This window comes from Vibrio sp. 10N.222.55.B11, from assembly GCF_041473705.1.
In the GTDB taxonomy this organism is placed as follows: Bacteria; Pseudomonadota; Gammaproteobacteria; order Enterobacterales; family Vibrionaceae; genus Vibrio; species Vibrio crassostreae_C.
The window spans coordinates 40,854-59,652 of record NZ_JBFRST010000019.1 but is presented as its reverse complement, the minus strand read 5'-3'; the positions used below and the strand labels follow the sequence as shown (position 1 = coordinate 59,652).

Annotated in this window: 17 protein-coding genes; 7 read left to right on the top strand and 10 right to left on the bottom strand. The window is 44.4% G+C overall.

All coding sequences use genetic code 11. The features are described 5' to 3' along the window. Positions 1 to 42 precede the first annotated feature (42 nt). The 3 genes from AB4503_RS08095 to AB4503_RS08085 form a co-directional block, all read right to left on the bottom strand. Complete coding sequence (locus tag AB4503_RS08095) at positions 43 to 966, bottom strand: hypothetical protein (protein WP_372114241.1); 924 nt, start codon at positions 964 to 966, stop codon at positions 43 to 45. Positions 967 to 1,161: 195 nt separating this feature from the next. Continuing rightward, positions 1,162 to 2,310, bottom strand: a complete 1,149-nt coding sequence (gene yiaY / locus AB4503_RS08090; protein ID WP_017069430.1) for an L-threonine dehydrogenase — start codon at positions 2,308 to 2,310, stop codon at positions 1,162 to 1,164. Positions 2,311 to 2,570: 260 nt separating this feature from the next. Then, positions 2,571 to 2,723 carry a hypothetical protein gene (locus AB4503_RS08085; protein ID WP_017060903.1) on the bottom strand — a complete coding sequence of 51 codons (153 nt, stop codon included), beginning with the start codon at positions 2,721 to 2,723 and terminating at the stop codon, positions 2,571 to 2,573. Between the two features lie 213 nt (positions 2,724 to 2,936). Here AB4503_RS08085 and yjjG point away from each other — a divergent pair, with 213 nt between their 5' ends. Then, entirely contained in the window at positions 2,937 to 3,611 is a 675-nt protein-coding gene (gene yjjG, locus AB4503_RS08080) for a pyrimidine 5'-nucleotidase (RefSeq protein ID WP_017060902.1), read from the top strand. Between the two features lie 173 nt (positions 3,612 to 3,784). Continuing rightward, positions 3,785 to 4,717, top strand: coding sequence for an aromatic amino acid DMT transporter YddG (gene yddG, locus AB4503_RS08075; protein WP_372114239.1), 933 nt, complete (start codon positions 3,785 to 3,787; stop codon positions 4,715 to 4,717). Positions 4,718 to 4,764: 47 nt separating this feature from the next. Here yddG and AB4503_RS08070 read toward each other — a convergent pair whose 3' ends face one another. Next, complete coding sequence (locus AB4503_RS08070) at positions 4,765 to 5,661, bottom strand: cation diffusion facilitator family transporter (RefSeq protein WP_017064786.1); 897 nt, start codon at positions 5,659 to 5,661, stop codon at positions 4,765 to 4,767. A gap of 318 nt (positions 5,662 to 5,979) precedes the next feature. Between AB4503_RS08070 and AB4503_RS08065 the strand changes: the two genes are divergently transcribed. Further along, a complete protein-coding gene (locus tag AB4503_RS08065; protein ID WP_017060899.1) occupies positions 5,980 to 6,330 on the top strand; it encodes a hypothetical protein in 351 nt (116 codons plus the stop codon). 57 nt (positions 6,331 to 6,387) lie between these two features. Here AB4503_RS08065 and AB4503_RS08060 read toward each other — a convergent pair whose 3' ends face one another. Next, a complete protein-coding gene (locus AB4503_RS08060) occupies positions 6,388 to 7,266 on the bottom strand; it encodes a LysR family transcriptional regulator (RefSeq protein ID WP_016797108.1) in 879 nt (292 codons plus the stop codon). Positions 7,267 to 7,427: 161 nt separating this feature from the next. On the opposite strand from AB4503_RS08060, the gene AB4503_RS08055 reads away from it, so the two are divergent. From AB4503_RS08055 to AB4503_RS08045, 3 genes are all read left to right on the top strand, one after another. Then, entirely contained in the window at positions 7,428 to 8,027 is a 600-nt protein-coding gene (locus tag AB4503_RS08055) for a class I SAM-dependent methyltransferase (protein WP_017064785.1), read from the top strand. 330 nt (positions 8,028 to 8,357) lie between these two features. Then, positions 8,358 to 9,923: a YjjI family glycine radical enzyme gene (locus AB4503_RS08050; RefSeq protein WP_372114237.1), complete on the top strand. Its 1,566-nt coding sequence runs from the start codon at positions 8,358 to 8,360 to the stop codon at positions 9,921 to 9,923. 56 nt (positions 9,924 to 9,979) lie between these two features. Continuing rightward, positions 9,980 to 10,894 carry a YjjW family glycine radical enzyme activase gene (locus tag AB4503_RS08045; RefSeq protein WP_372114235.1) on the top strand — a complete coding sequence of 305 codons (915 nt, stop codon included), beginning with the start codon at positions 9,980 to 9,982 and terminating at the stop codon, positions 10,892 to 10,894. Positions 10,895 to 10,969: 75 nt separating this feature from the next. Here AB4503_RS08045 and AB4503_RS08040 read toward each other — a convergent pair whose 3' ends face one another. The 5 genes from AB4503_RS08040 to yccS form a co-directional block, all read right to left on the bottom strand. Then, entirely contained in the window at positions 10,970 to 11,881 is a 912-nt protein-coding gene (locus AB4503_RS08040; RefSeq protein ID WP_372114233.1) for a LysR family transcriptional regulator, read from the bottom strand. Positions 11,882 to 11,956: 75 nt separating this feature from the next. Next, on the bottom strand, positions 11,957 to 13,219 hold the full coding sequence (locus AB4503_RS08035; RefSeq protein WP_372114231.1) for a hydroxymethylglutaryl-CoA reductase: 1,263 nt from the start codon (positions 13,217 to 13,219) through the stop codon (positions 11,957 to 11,959). Between the two features lie 161 nt (positions 13,220 to 13,380). Beyond that, positions 13,381 to 13,701 (bottom strand): hypothetical protein, encoded by a 321-nt coding sequence (locus AB4503_RS08030; RefSeq protein WP_102332914.1) that lies wholly within the window; start codon positions 13,699 to 13,701, stop codon positions 13,381 to 13,383. A gap of 121 nt (positions 13,702 to 13,822) precedes the next feature. Then, entirely contained in the window at positions 13,823 to 14,008 is a 186-nt protein-coding gene (locus tag AB4503_RS08025; protein WP_017064780.1) for a hypothetical protein, read from the bottom strand. Between the two features lie 332 nt (positions 14,009 to 14,340). Then, the gene (gene yccS, locus AB4503_RS08020) at positions 14,341 to 16,524 is read right to left on the bottom strand and encodes a YccS family putative transporter (protein WP_372114229.1); all 2,184 of its coding nucleotides are present in this window, start codon (positions 16,522 to 16,524) and stop codon (positions 14,341 to 14,343) included. A 177-nt stretch (positions 16,525 to 16,701) separates the two neighbouring features. Between yccS and helD the strand changes: the two genes are divergently transcribed. Further along, a complete protein-coding gene (helD, locus tag AB4503_RS08015) occupies positions 16,702 to 18,777 on the top strand; it encodes a DNA helicase IV (protein WP_372114227.1) in 2,076 nt (691 codons plus the stop codon). Positions 18,778 to 18,799: the final 22 nt, after the last annotated feature.

Genomic DNA, 18,799 nt, shown 5'->3' with positions numbered 1-18,799 from the left:
CTCGTTTTCTATCTAACGATGCCCCAATCTCACAAACACTCACTAGACATTGTTGAACAAGACTTCAAGCCTAAGGGTGATGTTGGCTTCTTCGGTGTGTTTCTCATGAGGTTCTCGTTCCCATTGATAACGAGGGATGAGTTCGTAGAACAGCCACTCTTTCCATACGTTTTGTCGGTAGGTAACCGAAACCTGAGCGTATTCGTAATGATTATGAGGCTCATCCGTTGCATTAATCGTGGCGCTATATTGAAGTGCTTGGTCTTGAGAAAGGTAATGGTACAAGGTAATGCCCGTACCATACTCCCAGCCTTTGAGGTCATCGTTATAGCCAGCAAAGTTAGACCAACGCGCTAAGAAATCGTCACTCAAAGAGAGGTCAAAATCGATATCAGTGATCTCTCCCGTCTCTTTCTTCTCTTGATACACACGTTGGGTTAGCCGGAATACTGCATCTGTGGTGAGCGGGTAGGTAAAACGATAGCGAGCCTCTATTCTTGGGCGTAATGTCGCTTTGATATTGAAACTACTGTAACCCTTGGCATAGGCGTCATAACGAAGGCCAAGTGCATTTTCTAACTCTTCAGAATCTTGTGGGAAGAAGTCTAAGAATTCTTCATCGCCAACAGACTCGTAGATTAGCTTAAGCCTTTTGCTGACAAAGGGTAAATGCAGGCGTGCGTTGAGCTTGGTGGAATAATCCACGTCACCGCCCTCAGAATAGATGAAATCATTATACCAACGTACAGAGGTTCCGGCTCTGGCGTCCTCGGTAATACGGTCATCCACAAAGAAGTTATCGAACCATATTGCGGGCTGACAAAACTTGCTGTTTAGGTAGTGGTAAGCTTTTTCGACGCGCGTGTCTTCTAACGGTTGGCTGTGACACTCATCCTGTTCCTCCGCGAAGGCAGAGTGGGAAACGAGCGATGCTAATAATGAGGAGTTAACTATCCAACGACTCAATGGAACCTGTTTGTCATTCTATGTATCAATAGTTTGACTATAACTAAGCAGTTATGACAATGCGACTTTTAAAGAGATTTATCTTAATCAGTGGCTATTCAAAACAGAGACTTGAATAACATATGGCAGGTAAAGAAAACGGGCTCAGTAGGTGAGCCCGTTTGTCGATAAGTTTATAAGTGACTTAATGGCAGATTACATTGCCGCTTCGAAAATCGCAGAGATTTCTTCGTGGGTCGCTTGTTTAGGATTAGTAAAACCACATGCGTCTTTCAGTGCGTTGTCAGACAGAGTAGGGATATCTTCTAGCTTCGCACCAAGTTGCGCGATACCTGTTGGGATGTTCACGTCATTTGCTAGTTGAACAATTGCTTCGATCGCAGCTTCTGCACCTTGCTCTGGTGACATACCTTCAACGTTAACGCCCATTGCTTTTGCAACATCACGTAGACGCTCAGGACAAACTTGCGCGTTGTAGCGTTGAACGTGTGGTAGCAAGATAGCATTACACACACCGTGTGGAAGATCGTAGAAGCCGCCTAGCTGATGCGCCATCGCATGAACATAACCTAGTGACGCGTTGTTGAACGCCATACCCGCCATGAACTGTGCGTAAGCCATTTGTTCACGTGCTTCAATGTCTTCGCCGTGCGCTACTGCCGTTCTTAGGTGAGCTTGTACAAGTTCAATGGCTTTAATCGCTACAGCGTCTGTAATTGGTGTCGCTGCGATAGAAACGTAAGCTTCGATTGCGTGTGTTAGCGCATCCATACCTGTTGCAGCAGTCAGTGATGCAGGCTTAGCAAGCATTAGTTCAGGATCGTTTACTGAAATAAGCGGTGTTGTGTGCTTGTCAACGATCGCCATTTTAATGTGACGTTCCTCATCAGTGATGATGCAGAAGCGTGTCATTTCTGATGCTGTACCAGCCGTAGTGTTGATAGCGATAAGAGGCATCATTGGCTTTTCAGATTGGTCTACGCCTTCGTAGTCTGCAATCTTGCCGCCGTTAGAAGCAACCAGAGCAATGCCTTTTGCACAGTCGTGTGGAGAACCGCCACCTAGAGAAACAACGAAATCACAATCGTTGTCAGTCAGCAATTCAAGACCATCGTTAACGTTCGTGATGGTTGGGTTTGGTTGAGTGCCATCGAATACAACTGCGTCTACGCCTCGCTGGCTAAGAAGGTCTTGTACCTGCTTAACTACACCAATTTGATTCAAGATCTTATCAGTTACGATCAGACCTTTTTTAAAGCCTTGAGACTGAATACTATCAGCAGCATCCTTCAGACAGCCAGTACCCATGAAGTTGATTGTAGGGATGTAAAATGCAGTAGACATTGGAAAACTCCGTTAATTATGATTTTTAATTTCCTACATGTTGTCGGCATTCAAGTGGTCGACCATTGATCTGGAACAACTTTGAATTCGAACTACCACTTTGTGGCTAGTCGTTGTGATAGGGCTCATATAGCAATCGTTTTCATGGTTTTTGGCTGTGTTGATTGTCAGTAATAGATCGCGATAAATCGACTAAATTAGAGACAGTATGGAGCTCTATAACAATGAAAAATAAGGTTTTTCATTGAAAACTCTTCTAGTTAGGCTGGTGTCGACGTTTTATCTGAGTCATCGCTGCATTCAATTTCAGGTTCTTGTGACTCTTCAGAATCAAGGGTGTCTTCTGACTCCTCGTCATAGTATTTGACAAGAAAAGGGGTAAGCATGACAGACGATGGTAAAAAGTGCTTCATAGTACCTCCCGGTACCTAAGTGTATTTATTGTATGGTATTGGTTTAATATGTGGCAAAATTTGCGATACATCATGACTTGTGGCTTGTTTTCTATAAATTATTAGAACTATATTCAGGCTCACAAAATTGGTAGTAGAATGAACATCTGGTCTTTGAGCCAATGAACAACTAAAGATAAACGCAGCTCAACAGCGTGATTAATAGGAAATAAAATGAAGTACGACTGGATATTCTTTGATGCAGATGAAACCTTGTTCCATTTTGATGCTTATCAGGGAATGAAGCTGATGTTTTCTCGTTTTGGTGTGGACTTCAACGAACAGGATTATTCCTTTTATCAAGAAGTTAACCTACCACTATGGGTAGACTATCAAGATGGTCGCATTACGGCTGATCAACTGAAACACACGCGCTTCGAAAGCTGGGCTGAGAAATTAGAGACAACAACCGCTGCTTTAAACAGTGCATTCTTAACAGCGATGGCGGATATCTGCTCTTTATTACCGGGTGCACAAGAGTTGATGGAGTCTTTAAAAGGCAAAGTGAACATGGGCATCATCACTAACGGTTTTACAGAGCTGCAGTCAATTCGTTTAGAGCGTACAGGAATGACGGATTACTTTGAGCACGTGATAATTTCTGAAGAGGTTGGGGTAGCCAAACCGGATGCACAAATTTTTGAATATGCCCATAAGCTGATCGGGTTACCATCTAAGCAACGAGTATTGATGGTCGGAGATAACCCACATTCCGATATTCTAGGCGGATTAGATTTTGGTATTGAAACCTGTTGGTTAAATAGTCAAGAAAAGGCAACGCCAGCCGGAATTAACCCTCATTATCAGGTTAAGTCTCTGGCTGACCTGCAAGCTCTTTTACTAGCATAATTGCTAATTGCTAATTGCTTTTAGATTTTTGAGTGAATGATTGATAGCCGAGTACAGTTATGTGCTCGGCTACTTATTTTTACTTACTGCAACTTATCGATAGTGGCGTTTAAGCCTACCTTTGCTTTAAGCTCGCTTTGATTACCCCATTACAATAAAAATAAGGAAGAGGCGTGCTGAAATCTCATCGTTATAGCTGCTACGGCATTGCTGCCATTCTACTTTGGAGCTGCTTAATCGCGCTGTCTCGAAGCGTATATGAACAACTGGGCCCAATCGGTGGTGCGGCCAGCCTTTACACGGTGAGTGCGCTGTTGTTGATCTGTGTTATGGGTCTACCAAAGCTGTCACGCTTTTCTAAGTCTTATTTGCTGATTGGCGGCACCTTGTTCGTTTGTTATGAGATCTTCTTGGCTCTGGCTTTAGGAATGGCAAACAATAGACATCAAGCCTTGGAAATGGCTGTCATCAACTACTTATGGCCAGCACTGACGGTGTTATTTGCGGTGCTGCTGAGCGACAAGAAAATTAACTGGTTGGTTTACCCAAGTATCTTCTTGGCCTTCTTTGGCGTCGCTTGGAGCATCAGCGGCGATCAGGGGCTTTCTGTTGAACAAATCGCTGCCAATGTTGCTACTAACCCAAAAACTTATTCAATGGCGTTTTTCGGCGCGATTATTTGGGCGGTTTACTGTAATTACACTCAGAAAGTGGCGAAAGGGCAGAATGCGATTGTGTTGTTCTTTATCGCAACGGCAATCACCTTGTGGATCAAATACGCATTGAGTAACGAAACCGGCATGGTGATGACAACCAGTGCTGCGATTGACTTAGTGTTGGCAGGCGTGTGTATGGGCGCAGGTTACGCGCTTTGGAATACAGCGATACTTGGCGGCAATATGGTCTTCTTGGCGACCATGTCGTATTTCACGCCTATTTTTGCGACCTTACTGTCTTCTATTATTTTGGGTTTGTCATTGAGCATGACGTTTTGGCAGGGCGTTTGTATGGTAACGATTGGCTCTTTAGCTTGCTGGTGGGTAACCAGAGACAAAAAGCCGACGGTTACGGCGTCGGCTTCTAAAAAGGTTCAATCAGAGTCTTAGTCAGCGAGAGGTTGATTGGTTAGCTCTTGGTTCTTAACTCTCGACTCTTAACTCGCGATATTGAGATTCAATTGAAGCTCATAAGGCATCTTCGATAAGCGTCGCTTAAGTTGGCGGCGCGTACGTTCAATATCATCGACCGCAATCGCTTGTTGGTCGTTGGTATGAATATCAACATTGATTCGTAATTCTGGACCAACCTTAGTCACACCCATCAGCTCCAAATCTTGCTCCGCTTCTTTGTCTACCGCGACAACGTTCTTATCTACCGCATCACAAATATCTTTGTTTGCCGACATCATAAGCAGTTCGCGCATCGCCTCACGTAACATGTCGAAAGGCACTTTGATGAAGTAGAAAGACATTAGCAACATCATCATTGGGTCGGCATACACTGCGTATTCTGCAAGCGGAGAAAAAGTAATTAACCAAGCCGCTACGAAACCCGCTGTTACCGCTACACTCAGTAGCGTATCCATCTGCCACTGCTTAGATTCAGCCTGAATCAGACCTGAAGAAATACGTTTGCTCTTATTCGCGATGTACCACCAAGCGTAACCACAACCCAACACGTTGAAAATACCAAACAGAGTTGCAATAGAAGCATCAACTTCACGGCCACCCGTCATTAGGGCACCAATCGCAGAGTAAAGTGAATAACCAACCACAAGAAGAATCACAACGGCTTTGATGGCAATAACAATCGGTTCGATAATTGCTCGACCAAACGGGAACTCAGTGTCCGAAGGGCGATTGATGTATTTCGAGGCAGCTAGTGACAATAAAGTTAACAGTAAGCTGATAAGAGAATAGACACCGTCAAATACTATGACCAGAGAGCCAACGAGAAGACCCAACACCAATCCGCCAATTGCGAAGCCTGATGCTAAAAGGGCTGAGAACAATAGTACTCGATTTTCGTTTTGGCTTTTCCTGTCACACATAATATTTTCCAGATGTTTTTGATAACTTCATTGTTCTAATAATGAGCTAACTTTACAAACGTTATCTGATGATGTTTATATGTCTTATTTAATTCTAACATATAAATCAATAAAATTCAGTGACTTAAGATAATGGTGTGGTGTCAATAAAGTTGACGTTGAGTGTTTTTTGGTGATGGTGTGCAACTGAAATAGGATCGTTTATGATTAATAAAACACATTAGTCGCTAAGGTCTTATTGGTCTTCTAGATTTGACTGCGACTGCGACTGCGACTGCGACTGCGACTGCGACTGCGATGGACAAGGAGTGAATCAATATGAAGTTTGACGATATCAGTGATAATGAGCTGTGGGCGATTGCTAACCCGATCATGGATAATCTGATGGATGGTTCAACTAAGGTTGATCATGAACAGCACTGTCGAGATTTTACGCAAAGGATGAAAGACATTGTTACGCCAGAATATTTAGAAAAGGTGTGTCACCATTATCAGCACAGTAATGGCTTTTTTGCTGAGCGTGAGCAAGTTGCTTTATTTAGACGTTCAGACTCCATCGCCTTTGTGTGGAAACAAGCTTACACCATCGCCAAAGGTGAGTTTGTCGCTGAAATGGTATTGGTTGAAGAAGACGGACGCTATTTAGTGGATCACGTGATGGTCTTTTAGGAGTAGTGCTGTTTGTGGTTTTTCCCTTTGTTATCGACGATAAGCAATAAGCGCGAGCTAGAAATCAAACAAATAATCACTAAGCTGGTCGGCCAACCAATTCATTCCTGGGTGCTCTGCCATGCCAGCCGCGGTAAACATACAGTAGTCTTCTTGTGTTAAACCGTAGGTGTGTTTGATCACGGCAAGCTCTTGTTCACGCAGTAAATGGCGAATCAATGGCTCAGGCATTACGCCCCATGCTTCTTCACGTAGAATCGTATCCAACATAAAGTCGAAGCTAGAGAAGCCAATGTAACGACGCGAGAAGGGCTCAAGCTCAGGATTATCCTTTTCATTAAGATAAACCATGGTTGCTTGCATCGAATTTCTCAGTACTTCATCAGACACTCGTCGCATCGCACTCAAATCATGTCCTTTCTTACATACAGACATCATTCGAATCTTACCAAGCGGGTTGTAGATAATTCTTGGGTCATCGACGCGTTCGTAATCGACACCAAATGCGAAGTCGACTTGCTGAGTTTCAACTAGGTTAGCTAAGTCACCGCTCGATGCGAGAACGAAGTTGAATGAGGTAGAAGGGTACTTGTTATTTAAGGCGTGAGATAAGTCCTGCCACATTTCATCGGGTAGGGAGTCATCTCGTGCTATCCAAATTTCTGCGTTGAATTCGCCCGAAACATGCAAGCAGGTTTGTTTAATACGCGCGGCTGTCACCAACATGCCTTCGCAATCTTTGTAAATCGCTTTACCCGCTTCTGAAAGCTCAACGTGGTTTCCGCTGCGGACGAACAGCTCGACATCTAACTCTTTTTCCAAGGCTTTAATCGACATGCTGAGTTTGGTTCGGTTGCATTCTAACTGGCGTGCAGCTTCAGAAACTGATCCTAAATCAGCAACGGAACAAAAGGCTTGGACTTGAGAAAGGTTCATTTCATTTCCATATTGAGCGGGGGTCGGTGCATATTATCTGAATATTGTGCTGACTATCTTAGAAATAGTCCATCTTTGCATGATAACTCTATGACGAATTGACTAATTTGGTTTACTCTGGGGAAGTTCCGAACCTACAAGAAGTAAAGATGGAGGCCATGATGGCGAAACAATGGGACGAATACGCCGTTGATTGGGATAAAGATCCCGCGACCGCAGTATTCGCACAGTCCGTATTTGACCAGTTAACACAGCTCGTTGATTTAAACGGAACCCGTGTCCTTGATTTTGGTTGTGGTACAGGACTACTCAGCCAGAAAATATCTCCTTTAGCAAAAGAGATCATCGCACTTGATATCTCTGAAGGGATGATTGAAGAGTTAGATAAGAAAGAGTTACCTAACGTTGAACCGGTAGTTGATATTTTATCGCGCGGACTTGCAGCGCAGCATCCAGCATTCAGAAACCAGTTTGACCTAGTGGTAGCCTCTTCGGTGTGTGGTTTTATCCCGAACCTACAAGACACAGTCAGTCTGATTTACACGCTGCTTGAAAACGACGGTACGTTTGTACACTGGGATTGGTACTTGGAAAGCGACAGTGAAGACTACGGTGTAAGCCAACAGCGCTCAGAAAATGTATTGAGTGCAGCGGGCTTTGCAGTAGTTGAAGTCTCTACACCGTTCTCGATTGACACTCCACAAGGAGAGTTAAAGGTATTAATGGGTGTTGGACGTAAACAAGCGCTTCCAGATCTGTAATCGTGTGTATGCCTTGAGCTAGCATTCAGAATGCTCATTTAAACTACTAAACCCACATTAACGACTCTAACGTCAGTTATGTGGGTTTTCTCTTTTTGGCGCTATCGTTTTAAACAGAACGAATTAGCGCTTTCTCATTTCTTCACTACTAACTCTGGTTTCTCTATTTCTCTATTTCTCTGTTTCTCATCTCGCTCATAGAAAACTCAACACCGCTAATTTACAAATTATTTATTTCCATTTTGGAAATGTAGTCTTGCATACATTTCATTAGTGGAAATATAACGGTGAGATATAAAATAAGCCCATAACAACACTAAGGGTTTAATCATGAGCCACCAATCTGCGTCATCTACTTCTTCACCACTTTCAGAGCAACAACAACGCTTTAGCAATATCATTTCAGATGCCAACCTGTCACCAAAACAGAAGTCGAGCTATCTTGCCTTAGAAGCTGAAGCCAGCTTACCGTATATGCCGGTAAGCAAAGAAGTAGAGCAAGCCTTACAACAAGGTGTGCTGTGTGACATGTTTGAAGGGCACGCCCCATTTAAGCCGCGCTATGTACTTCCAGATTATTCTAAATACTTACATCAAGGCTCAGAGTATTTAGAGCTTAGCGCGGCAACCAACTTCGATGAAGCATTGAACATGCTTACCATCCTTTACCACCATGTTCCGTCTGTCACTTCAATTCCGGTTTACCTAGGTCAGTTGGATGATGTGTTGATGCCTTTCGTGGGCGACTTAACAGAAGAGCAGGTATACCAAAAGATTAAGCTGTTCTGGATCATGTTGGATCGCACACTGCCAGACGCCTTTATGCATGTGAATATCGGCCCGACAGACAACATTATCTGCCGTACGATTTTACGTGTAGACGCTGAATTGAAGCAGATCGCGCCAAACTTAACCTTTATGTACGACCAAGCCGTGACACCTGATGATCTACTTCGTCATGCGGCGAGCAACATCTGTGAATGCAGTAAACCACATATTGCAAACTATCCAGCGCATGCCGAGGCTTACGGCGATAAGCGTTTTGGTATTGTGAGCTGCTACAACTCTCTGCCGTTAGCGGGTGGTTCAAACACCTTGGTGCGTATGAACCTTAAGCAAGTGGCGTTGAAGTCTGAGGACAGTGCTGATTTCTTACAACAAGTATTGCCGAACTACAGTGGCATCATGGTTGAGTTGATGAACGTTCGAAGCCGCTTCTTGCATGAAGAGTCTAACTTCTTCGAAGGCTTCTTAACCAAAGAAGGTTTGATCGAAGAGGATCGCTTTGCGCCAATGTTTGGTATTTACGGCATGGCGGAAGCAGTCAACATCTTGTTGGAGAAAGAAGGTCAAGCAGGGCGTTATGGTCACGATGAACTGGCGAATCAGCTTGGTCATCGTATCTCTGAAAAGCTGGCTGAGATCGTTGAACGCTCTGAAGTGAAATATGGATTAGAAGGTAAAGCTCTGCTGCATGCTCAAGGCGGTATTAGCTTAGATGAAGATGTGACGCCGGGTGTCCGTATTCCTTATGGTACCGAACCGGATCCTGTCTCTTACGTTCGTGCAACCGCGGGTCACCATAAGTTCTACACCTCGGGCATCAGTGACATTCTGACCATCGACGAAACAGTGAAATCTAACCCTGAAGCGATGTTTAACCTGTGTAAAGGCGCGATTCAAGCGGGTTACCGAGAGTTCACGGCTAACGTTGCATCAAATGATTTGGTTCGTGTCACGGGTTACATGATTAAGCTATCTGACATTGCCAAATATGACGAGCAAGGCTCACGCACCAATACCACCTTTTTAGGTGCCGAAGCTGCGAAGAACACGGGCATATTAGAGCGTAAACCACGCGTGGCGAGTTTAGAGATGTCGCCGACATACGAATAGCTTTAACGTGCGTGCGTTATGTGTATGGTGCGTTTCGAATACGAACAATGTGAATTATGAAAATTTCTGATCTAACAACTCAAATGGCTAGGGTTAAAAATAATAAGACAGAAAAACAAGCGAAGGTCAGCCGTGTGCTGACCTTTTCTTGTGTTGATGGACCGGGAAATCGCCTAGTGCTGTTTCTACAAGGGTGCAATTTCGATTGTATAACCTGCCATAACCCACACACTATTAATCACTGTAACCATTGCGGAGACTGCATAAGTGGGTGTCCAAGCGGCGCATTAAGCTCTGTAGATGGTAAGGTGAAGTGGGATCCGGTCGCGTGTACCAACTGCGATCAGTGCGTCGATATCTGCGACCATAAGTCGAGCCCGAAAATTACCACAATGACGGTCTCAGAGGTTCTGGAGCTTGTCAGGCATAATCAGTTTTTCCTGAGTGGTATCACCGTTTCAGGTGGTGAGGCGACCATGCAATTGCCGTTTATCATCGAGCTATTTCAAGCGATTAAAAGCGATCCGCAATTGGCACACTTAACGTGTTTTATTGACAGTAACGGCTCGTTGCCTCAACAAGGGTGGGAGCGAGTATTACCTTACCTTGATGGCGCGATGATTGACCTAAAATCATGGCAATCTGAAACACACCAATGGCTAGTAGGTAGAGGAAACCATCGAGTATTTGAAACCATTAACTACTTAGCAGATAAAGGAAAACTGCACGAAGTTAGGTTGCTACATATCCCAAATAAAAGCGATCTTGAGGACGAAATTGAACAAGTGGGGCGTTACTTGAAGACTCTACCAAGTGATATTCGAATTCGGCTGAATGCGTTTCAGCATCATGGTGTCATTGGCGACGCGTTAGATTGGCCGAAATGCACCGAAAAACAGATGCAGAGCTTTCACGATAAGCTCTACACCATAGTTCAAAGACCGATGCAAACTCCTGAGGTTTATACCTAGTCTTTAGATTTCTTAGGCGGTCAATCAGGCTTCTAAGAACGTTAACTTTCTAAAGATATTAAGTCTCTAAAAATATTAAGCTTCTAAAAACAGGTCACACAACCATTTGATCGCTTGATCATTCATGTTGGGTTTATTCCACACCAAGCTGTACGCCACCTTACCGTAATCAAAAGGCAAGGGCTTGATCACTAAGCCCTGAGCTTGTTTAGCATGCTCAGCCCACTGTTTAGAGCAAGTGAACAGGAAAGGTGTGTGGTGACACAACACAGCCGCAGCGCCGAAGTCCGCGACCGATATTGCCATCTCTCTTGGTTGGTGGCATTGAACCAAGTTTTGTTCAAAGTAAGGCTGAGACAGTTCGTTATCTAAAATCCCAATGTGCTTGTAATCTAAGTAGCCTTCTACCGTCAGTTCTTGCTGAGCGAGAGGGTGGTGTGCGCCCATCAAACAAACCATTTCATCTGGAAGAATTGTTTCCCAAACCAGCTCTTTGTTATCGGTCGGCGGCTGAGATATATCATGAGGCAACAAGATCAAATTGACCTTGCCACTGAGTAAAGCATCGAAGCCGAGCTGTTGTTTCGAATAGATGTTGAGCTTCGCGTTTGGCGCCAGTTCAGTAGTGATTTTACTTATCTTAGAGGCAAATACTTCGAAGGTACTTTCACGCATCGAAAGTGAAAAACTGCCTTGGTACTCTTGAGGGGTAAAACTCTTTTGATGAAGCAGTCCATTCATGCTTGAAAGAATTGCGTGAACAGTGGGCGCTATCTTCAGAGCAAAGGGAGTCGGGATAAGCTTGGTACCATCTCGATAGAAAAGCTCATCATTCAGGATGTCACGCAACTGAGACAGGGTTTTGCTTACACTCGAAGGGCTGACACAGAGTTGCTCTGAGGTCTGAGTGACGCTGTGGGTGTTCAGCATAATATGAAGCGCAGTGAGGTGCTTAAGGCTCACCCTAGATAAGTGTAAGTAATCCATTTATGACTCACGCATTCAGATTGGCTTGTGATTTTGCATGAACGACAAAATCGAACAAGCCAAATTGGATAAAGGTTATTTACGAGCTAGCTTATGGTGCGCTCGTGAAAAGTGGCCTGCGCAAAATGCGCCCACAATCGATAGTTCACCCGCTAAACACAGTACAGCACAAACTTCAGCGAGTGCTTGTGATTTACCGTTACCATGCAGCCCAAGTAAATCTAAACAGGCTTTTTGACTTGGCAAGCCGGTACCACCGCCGACAGTCCCAACCATTAAGTTAGGCAGTGTCACGCTAGCGTATAAACCGCCTTCTTTGTTGAGTTCCATACGCGTCATACCAATCGCTGACTCAGCGACACAGGCCGCGTCTTGGCCACAAGCGATATAGAGTGCCGCCAACGCATTCGCATAATGGGCATTGATACCGATAGTACCACTCAAAGCGCCACCGACTGTGGTCATTTGGCCAAACTGGACCATCTTCTCTGGTGTCGTGTGTAGGTACTTCGCGACAAGCTCTGCAGGGATATTAACCTCAGCAGTTACCTTTTTGCCACGAACGCTGCGCAAGGTTTGGGTATTGGCTTTCTTATCGCCTGACAAGTTGCCATCAAGGAAAGCGTGGTCAGGCTTAACTGGCGTATTTTCGATGATGTACTCAAACACGGCATTGGTTGCGATGGTCACCATATTCTGACCAGAAGCGTCTCCGGTTAGAAATTCGAACACCAAGTAAACATGGTTACCTTCGATGTTGATATTAATGTCGGTCAGCTTGCCGTGTGATGTTGTTGATTCTGCCAAGATCTTGAACTGGTCATACTGAGTCACAGCCCAAGCCACAAACTGTCCGGCTTCAACTAATCCTTTAAATGCAAAGCCAGGAGTACGTGTTACGCCTTCATTGAGCAACATAGCACTTGCGCCACCACAAGCCGTAATCAGCTTAGAACCACGGTTATAAGACGCGACAAGCGCAGCTTCTGTGGTCGCGAGTGGTACGAGGTAATCGCCCGTAGCAAATAGGCCATTGACTCTTAAAGGGCCAGATATTCCCACAGGGACTTTAACGGTGCCAATAAAGTGCTCAATGTTTTTCTCATAAGCTTGGAACTGACTTTGTGTATGAGGGTCGAGCAGTTCTTGCTGTGAATCTGCATTATCGAGCGCTGTCCAGCGACGTGTGAGATTCTTTTCTGTCAGGTAGGGGCTAGGTGTCAGCTTATTTACTGGCTTTTCAAAATGAGGCTGAAGCTTTTTTTCTAATTCGTCTGCGGAGATGTCGCCTCCTAAAATAGAAACATAGTCACGGCGATGCAGATTTAGTTTTGGCATAAATAGTATGAAGTAAAGTTTGTGCAGCAAATTGGTTTGCGCTGATTCTACCGAGTAATAAACCAGAAACAAGCGCCTGATATAATGAGTTACAGTTTGTGTGGTTGTTGAAGCAAAAAGCAGCGAAGTTTCGCGAAATATAGGCTGTATTTGAGCGAAATTTAGATATGAATGTCGAGAAGGCTACCGATGACTTCGTTTTGACGATCAACCACACTTGCACCAACGCGGTTATAACTTGCGCTTTGTGTCAGTTTAATCAAGGAATCGGTTGAAGATGAAGCAGGTTCAGGTTCTTTGTCTTTAAAGGAAATGGCTTGTTCAGGCTCTATTTGATTAAAGCTGAGATCGCTAGCTTCGAAAGTGTCGTCGGATTCTAGAGCGTGTTTGGAGGCTTGGTTGAGCTCGATTGCGGCTTCTTCAGCCATGTTGGTGGATTGCTGAATAATGGCGTAACCAGATTGAATACCAGATATCGACATATCAGAACCTTTTATTGACGTATGGAATGAGTCTAGGCGGACGATATTTTGAGCGCAATGATGAACAGATGAAATTTACGGTAAAAATGTGAACTTAAGCTAAAATAGTGATGTCTGTCTATTAACTGAACAGGTCATTTAGCGCGTTTAACTCTTCATCAGTAAGCAAAGAAGGCTTCTCTGTTTCGAGGTTGCCGTCGATCTCACCCTGAAGTGCTTTTAATTGTTGTGGGCTAAGAAGCTGTATTTGCTGCTTAAATGCTTCAAATTGCTGTGTATTCATAGTGTGACCTTTGTTCAAATTCATATGCTCTTTAGAGCATAGCCTACTGATTCAGGAAATCAAACAAGATTAAGTGAATTTTAAATGATGTTTGAAGTTTCTTGAAACTAAGACAACTATAAATTCCTGTGGTCGTTTTTTGTCCGAGAAATGTTAGGAAAAGTTAAGGCTTGGTCAATCAAAGTCAGAAAATTCCTACAATGTAAAAACGCCTTCAACCCTTGTGGCACAAGGGTAGGTAAGTAATTTCTCTACCCAATTAGGGGTATGGGTAAAGCAATGTATAAATATTTGTGATGATCAAAAGATAAGCAATTGGCGTTATCTTTTTGTTTTTACGGTATTTTGTTTGTTGCTCAAGAAGCTTCTGTTTCAAACGACTTGTCGATCTTAACCTTAACTGCAAACTTGGTCGCTAAGGTATGCAGTTCTGGAAGCATGCGATAGATCAAATGGAGCTGTTGTAGAACCATTTTGACAGAATTCTCATCTTCTTCTCGCCATTCACTCAAACGTTTATCCAGCTCCGGGTCATAAGCGTTTTTCACTTCACAATGCTCTTTATGAGAATAGAGCTGATCATTTAGAGCGTCGAGATGCTGGTGGATTACTCTGTGCGCATCTAGCACCAGTTTGTGTGTCGCTTCATCATCAATACGCGTTCTGTGAGCACCCAGAGCCGAGATATAGCTAAGCAGAGCATGATTGAGTGTTAAGAATCGGAAGCTCTCATCTTCAGAGGTACGGTACTTACCCGGTTCAACCAACATGCTACTGATGGCGGCAGTCAGGTTTGCGTCATTATTATGAGCGTTACGACGAGCGATACGATAGTTTAGGCTATCTTTCTTACCGACACGGTATTGGCCGATGATCTGAGCGAGATAGTTCTTGTTGGAATCGAGCGCATTCGCCATCACTTTGTGCAGTCGCTTCGACTGCCAATCAGGTAACACATAAATGACAGCAAGCACGGCGAGAGCACAACCAATAAAGGTATCCGCTAACCTTGGCAATACTACCGCGTAGCCTTCACCTAATTGGTTAAAGCAGAAGAGCACAAGCAGTGTGATAAAGCCGGTCGCAAACCCGTAGTTATTGATTCGAAACGCAAAGAACATCACGCCACTGATCACAATGAACACTAATTGGCTCTCTTGCGACGGGAAGAAAGTCAGTAACGGTACTCCGATCAATAAGCCTGCGACCGTGCCAATGACACGCGCCGTCAGTTTTTGACGGGTTGCACTGTAGTTTGGCTGACACACAAACAGTGTCGTCAGTAGAATCCAATAACCTCGTTCGATATCAAAACCCTGGATAATCCCGTAGCCCAGCGTCAAAGTGATCGCCATGCGAATCGCGTGGCGGAATAGCATAGAATCGGTGTGCAAGTTAGCTTTGATCTTGTGCCACATTGCCGTCAAAGTATGAGGGTTGGTATCGTCCAATACACCTTCTTCAATCTTCTCTGCATCTGGGTTGCTGATATTCGAGAGCTGTTTTTCAACGGTTGCTAGGTTATTGAATAAGTAATCCAACTGGTTCAGCAGTGATTTCCATTTAGGATTATTCTGTTGGTGCAGATGATTGAGCGAAGACATCAGCTCATCGAGTGCCAATACAGACTTGTCACCATGCTGGTATTCAGCGCCAACTTTCAACGAGCTCGCCACTTCTTTACACGCAGTGGCCTGCGCTTCCAGTAGATACTTAAATCGAAACAACACGTCAGAGCGCTCAAAGTGTTTTGCTAGCTCTTGATAGCGATAGTGGCTAGAGCTGACGCGTTCATGAATATCTTGTGCGATGAAGTAGGTGTTAAGAAATCGGTCACTAGGGCCGTCAATGTGTCCGCGCTTAGAGCGATTAAGCAGCGTCGCTTTACACATGTTGAGTGCGTTAACGGTACTCGCGTTGAGTTTGGCTTCAATGATTCGGTGTGGCTGGGGAATCAAGTCAGAAACGGGGTAGAAGAGTTCCGCTTTTGAATCGATGTAGTTACCGATTTGATCGAATACCGTGGCTAAGTTTTGCTGCACGGGTTGCATTGGCCACACTATCTGCCAAATCATCGACATGAAGTAGTACCAAGCGGCGCCAGTTAACAGTAGAAGCGGTTGAAACCAAAGGTTGGTGCTCTCGTGTGCACCAAGCATGGTATAGATGGCAACCAAGAGAGAACCAAACGCGATACTCGCGTATTTAGGGCCAATTGCCCCGAGAATGATAAAAGAGAAGGTTGAAACAAAAAGCCCGATCGCGAACAGCCAAGGCGTATCGAAGAGAAGCTCAATAGAGAAAGCCGCAACGGCGAAACAGATAAAGGTCAGCGTGAGTGCTTTCAAGCGCCCGGTAAAGCTGTCATCACTTTCCGCAAGAGCCGCAGCAATAACGCCTAAGATCAAAGGCGTGATCAGTGTGTTTTGTCCATAATACCAAGCAGGCACCACCACGCCGAGCAGAGTGATGAGAATTAATACGCTGTAATTTATGGTTTTATTCGCCCAATAGAGGCGTAATTTGGCTGAAAAGTCCACTGTCGCTCACTTGACACACTAAAAACCATAATCCTAACAGAAATCAAGCACAAGAATTTGATACTTATCCATAATTGCCCGTAGGTGGTCATGAAAGCGTCGATAAGATATGAGATATTATTAATTCTCATTGCATCATGATATAAATTCAATATTCCCAATTAAGAGCACACTCCAATGCAGCTAAGCGCTAACAAGACTGCACAGTTTTTTATTCAAAATGAATATCATCAGGTTGAACTTGATGCTCCACGCTTGCTGTTATCTTCAGTAGGCAGTGAAGAGCGTATCCCATTTACTATTTGGAGTGGCAAGATCGCGATAAAGCGCGGATTGTTCTGGGGATCGCTACAATTTTTTGCTAATCAACAAGATGGAACACAGCGCAGTTGGTTAGTACAAGGCTTACCTTGGGATCAATGCCGTCAATTTGCACGCGCGTCAGTTAGTGCTTATCAGAAGTGGCACGACACTCAATGTGAACAATTGGCTGAACACGTACCTCAGTGGGAAGCTGAATTAACACGTCTTGAGCAATTACCAGCCTTTCTACCGCATTCTAAGGTCAACACTTGGGTTGATATGGTCAACTCAGGCTTAGAGAGTATGACAATGACGCTAGAAGAGGCCGCACAACGCATGCCAAACCGCATCGCAAGAATGCAGCCATGGTTATCTGAAACGGAAATCAAGCAAGCTGAAAGAAACCAGCAATGGCTAGAGACCGAGCGAAAAAACTGGGAAGTGTTGTTTGCGCAATGTGAGTCGTCACCACTGAACTTATCGCAGCAATATGCGGTGTTGATGAATGATGATCACAACCTTATTTTAGCGGGTGCAGGCTCGGGTAAAACCAGTGTTCTAACGGCTCGCGTCGCGTATTTACTGCAAAGCCATCAAGCTCAAGCTGAAGAGTTGCTATTGCTCGCTTTTGGTCGTGAAGCGGCAGAAGAGATGAAGCAACGTCTCGACAGCAAAATTGGTTTATCAGCAGAGAAGGTGCAAGTCAGCACTTTCCACCAGTTGGGTTTAAAGATACTGAATCAAGTTGAACCCGAACGTGTGGTTATTTCTCCTTTAGCGCTCGATGACAACCAACGCCAAGCATGGTGCATTGATTGGTTGAAGAAGCACTGGATGACACCGACCAACTTTAAACGTTGGCAAAAGCATTTGTCTAAATGGCCAATCGCTTATTTAACCGGTGACGATGAGCTTGGTAGCCACGTTTCAAACCTCAAATTGATCGGTTGGCTTGAAAAGCAGCTAGAACAGTTGAATGCGTCGGGCTTAACGAAAAAAGAAGTACAGCAACAGCTGATTGATCATCGAGACTATACGCGCCTCAACAGCGAGCTTTCACTGTGTTGGCCATGTGTAACCGCGTGGCAAAAGGAGCTGAAAGAACAGAATCATATCGACTTCTCAATCATGATCAGTCGAGCGACCCAGTATGTCGAGAAGGGCAAGTTTATCTCACCTTGGAAGTTCATCATGATCGATGAGTACCAAGACATCTCACCTGATCGTCTTGCCTTGGTTGAAGCACTGTGTAATCAGTCTAAAGCCGAGCATCAAGCCTCTATTTTTGCAGTAGGCGATGACTGGCAGTCGATTTACCAGTTTGCAGGTGCGGATGTGGATTTGACCACGGGCTTTAAGGATCGTTTTGAAAGTTCGACCATTCATCACCTAGATACGACTTACCGCTTTAACAATCAGTTAGGTGCGGTGGCTAATCGCTTTGTACAAGAAAACCCAATTCAGATTCCGAAAGAACTGAACAGCTTCAAGCAACAGAAGCAGAAGGCGGTGTACAGTGCGCCAAGTAAAGAAGTTGAGAAGATTCTTGATCAACTGAACCGTCAATCCAAAGGCAAAACCAATAAATTGGTGCTGCTACTTGGACGTAATCATTACCACAAGCCAGAGTTGTTGGAAGACTGGAAGAAGATCTTCACTTCCATTGATATCAAGTTCATGACTTGCCACGGCAGTAAAGGTAAAGAGGCGGACTTTGTCATTATTCTTTGTGTTGACGAAGGACAGTTCCCGACCAAGAAGAAACAGCTGCATATTGATGGCGCATTGACTGAATCATCAGACGCGTTCCCTTATGCTGAAGAGCGTCGTTTATTCTATGTAGCAATGACGCGGGCAAAAGAGAAAGTATGGATCACGCACAGTGGCGACGGCTCTGGCTTTGTGCAGGAGCTGCATGGTTCTGATTACCCAGTTGTTCGTAAAAAGTGATGTTACTTGACTTGATTGTCTA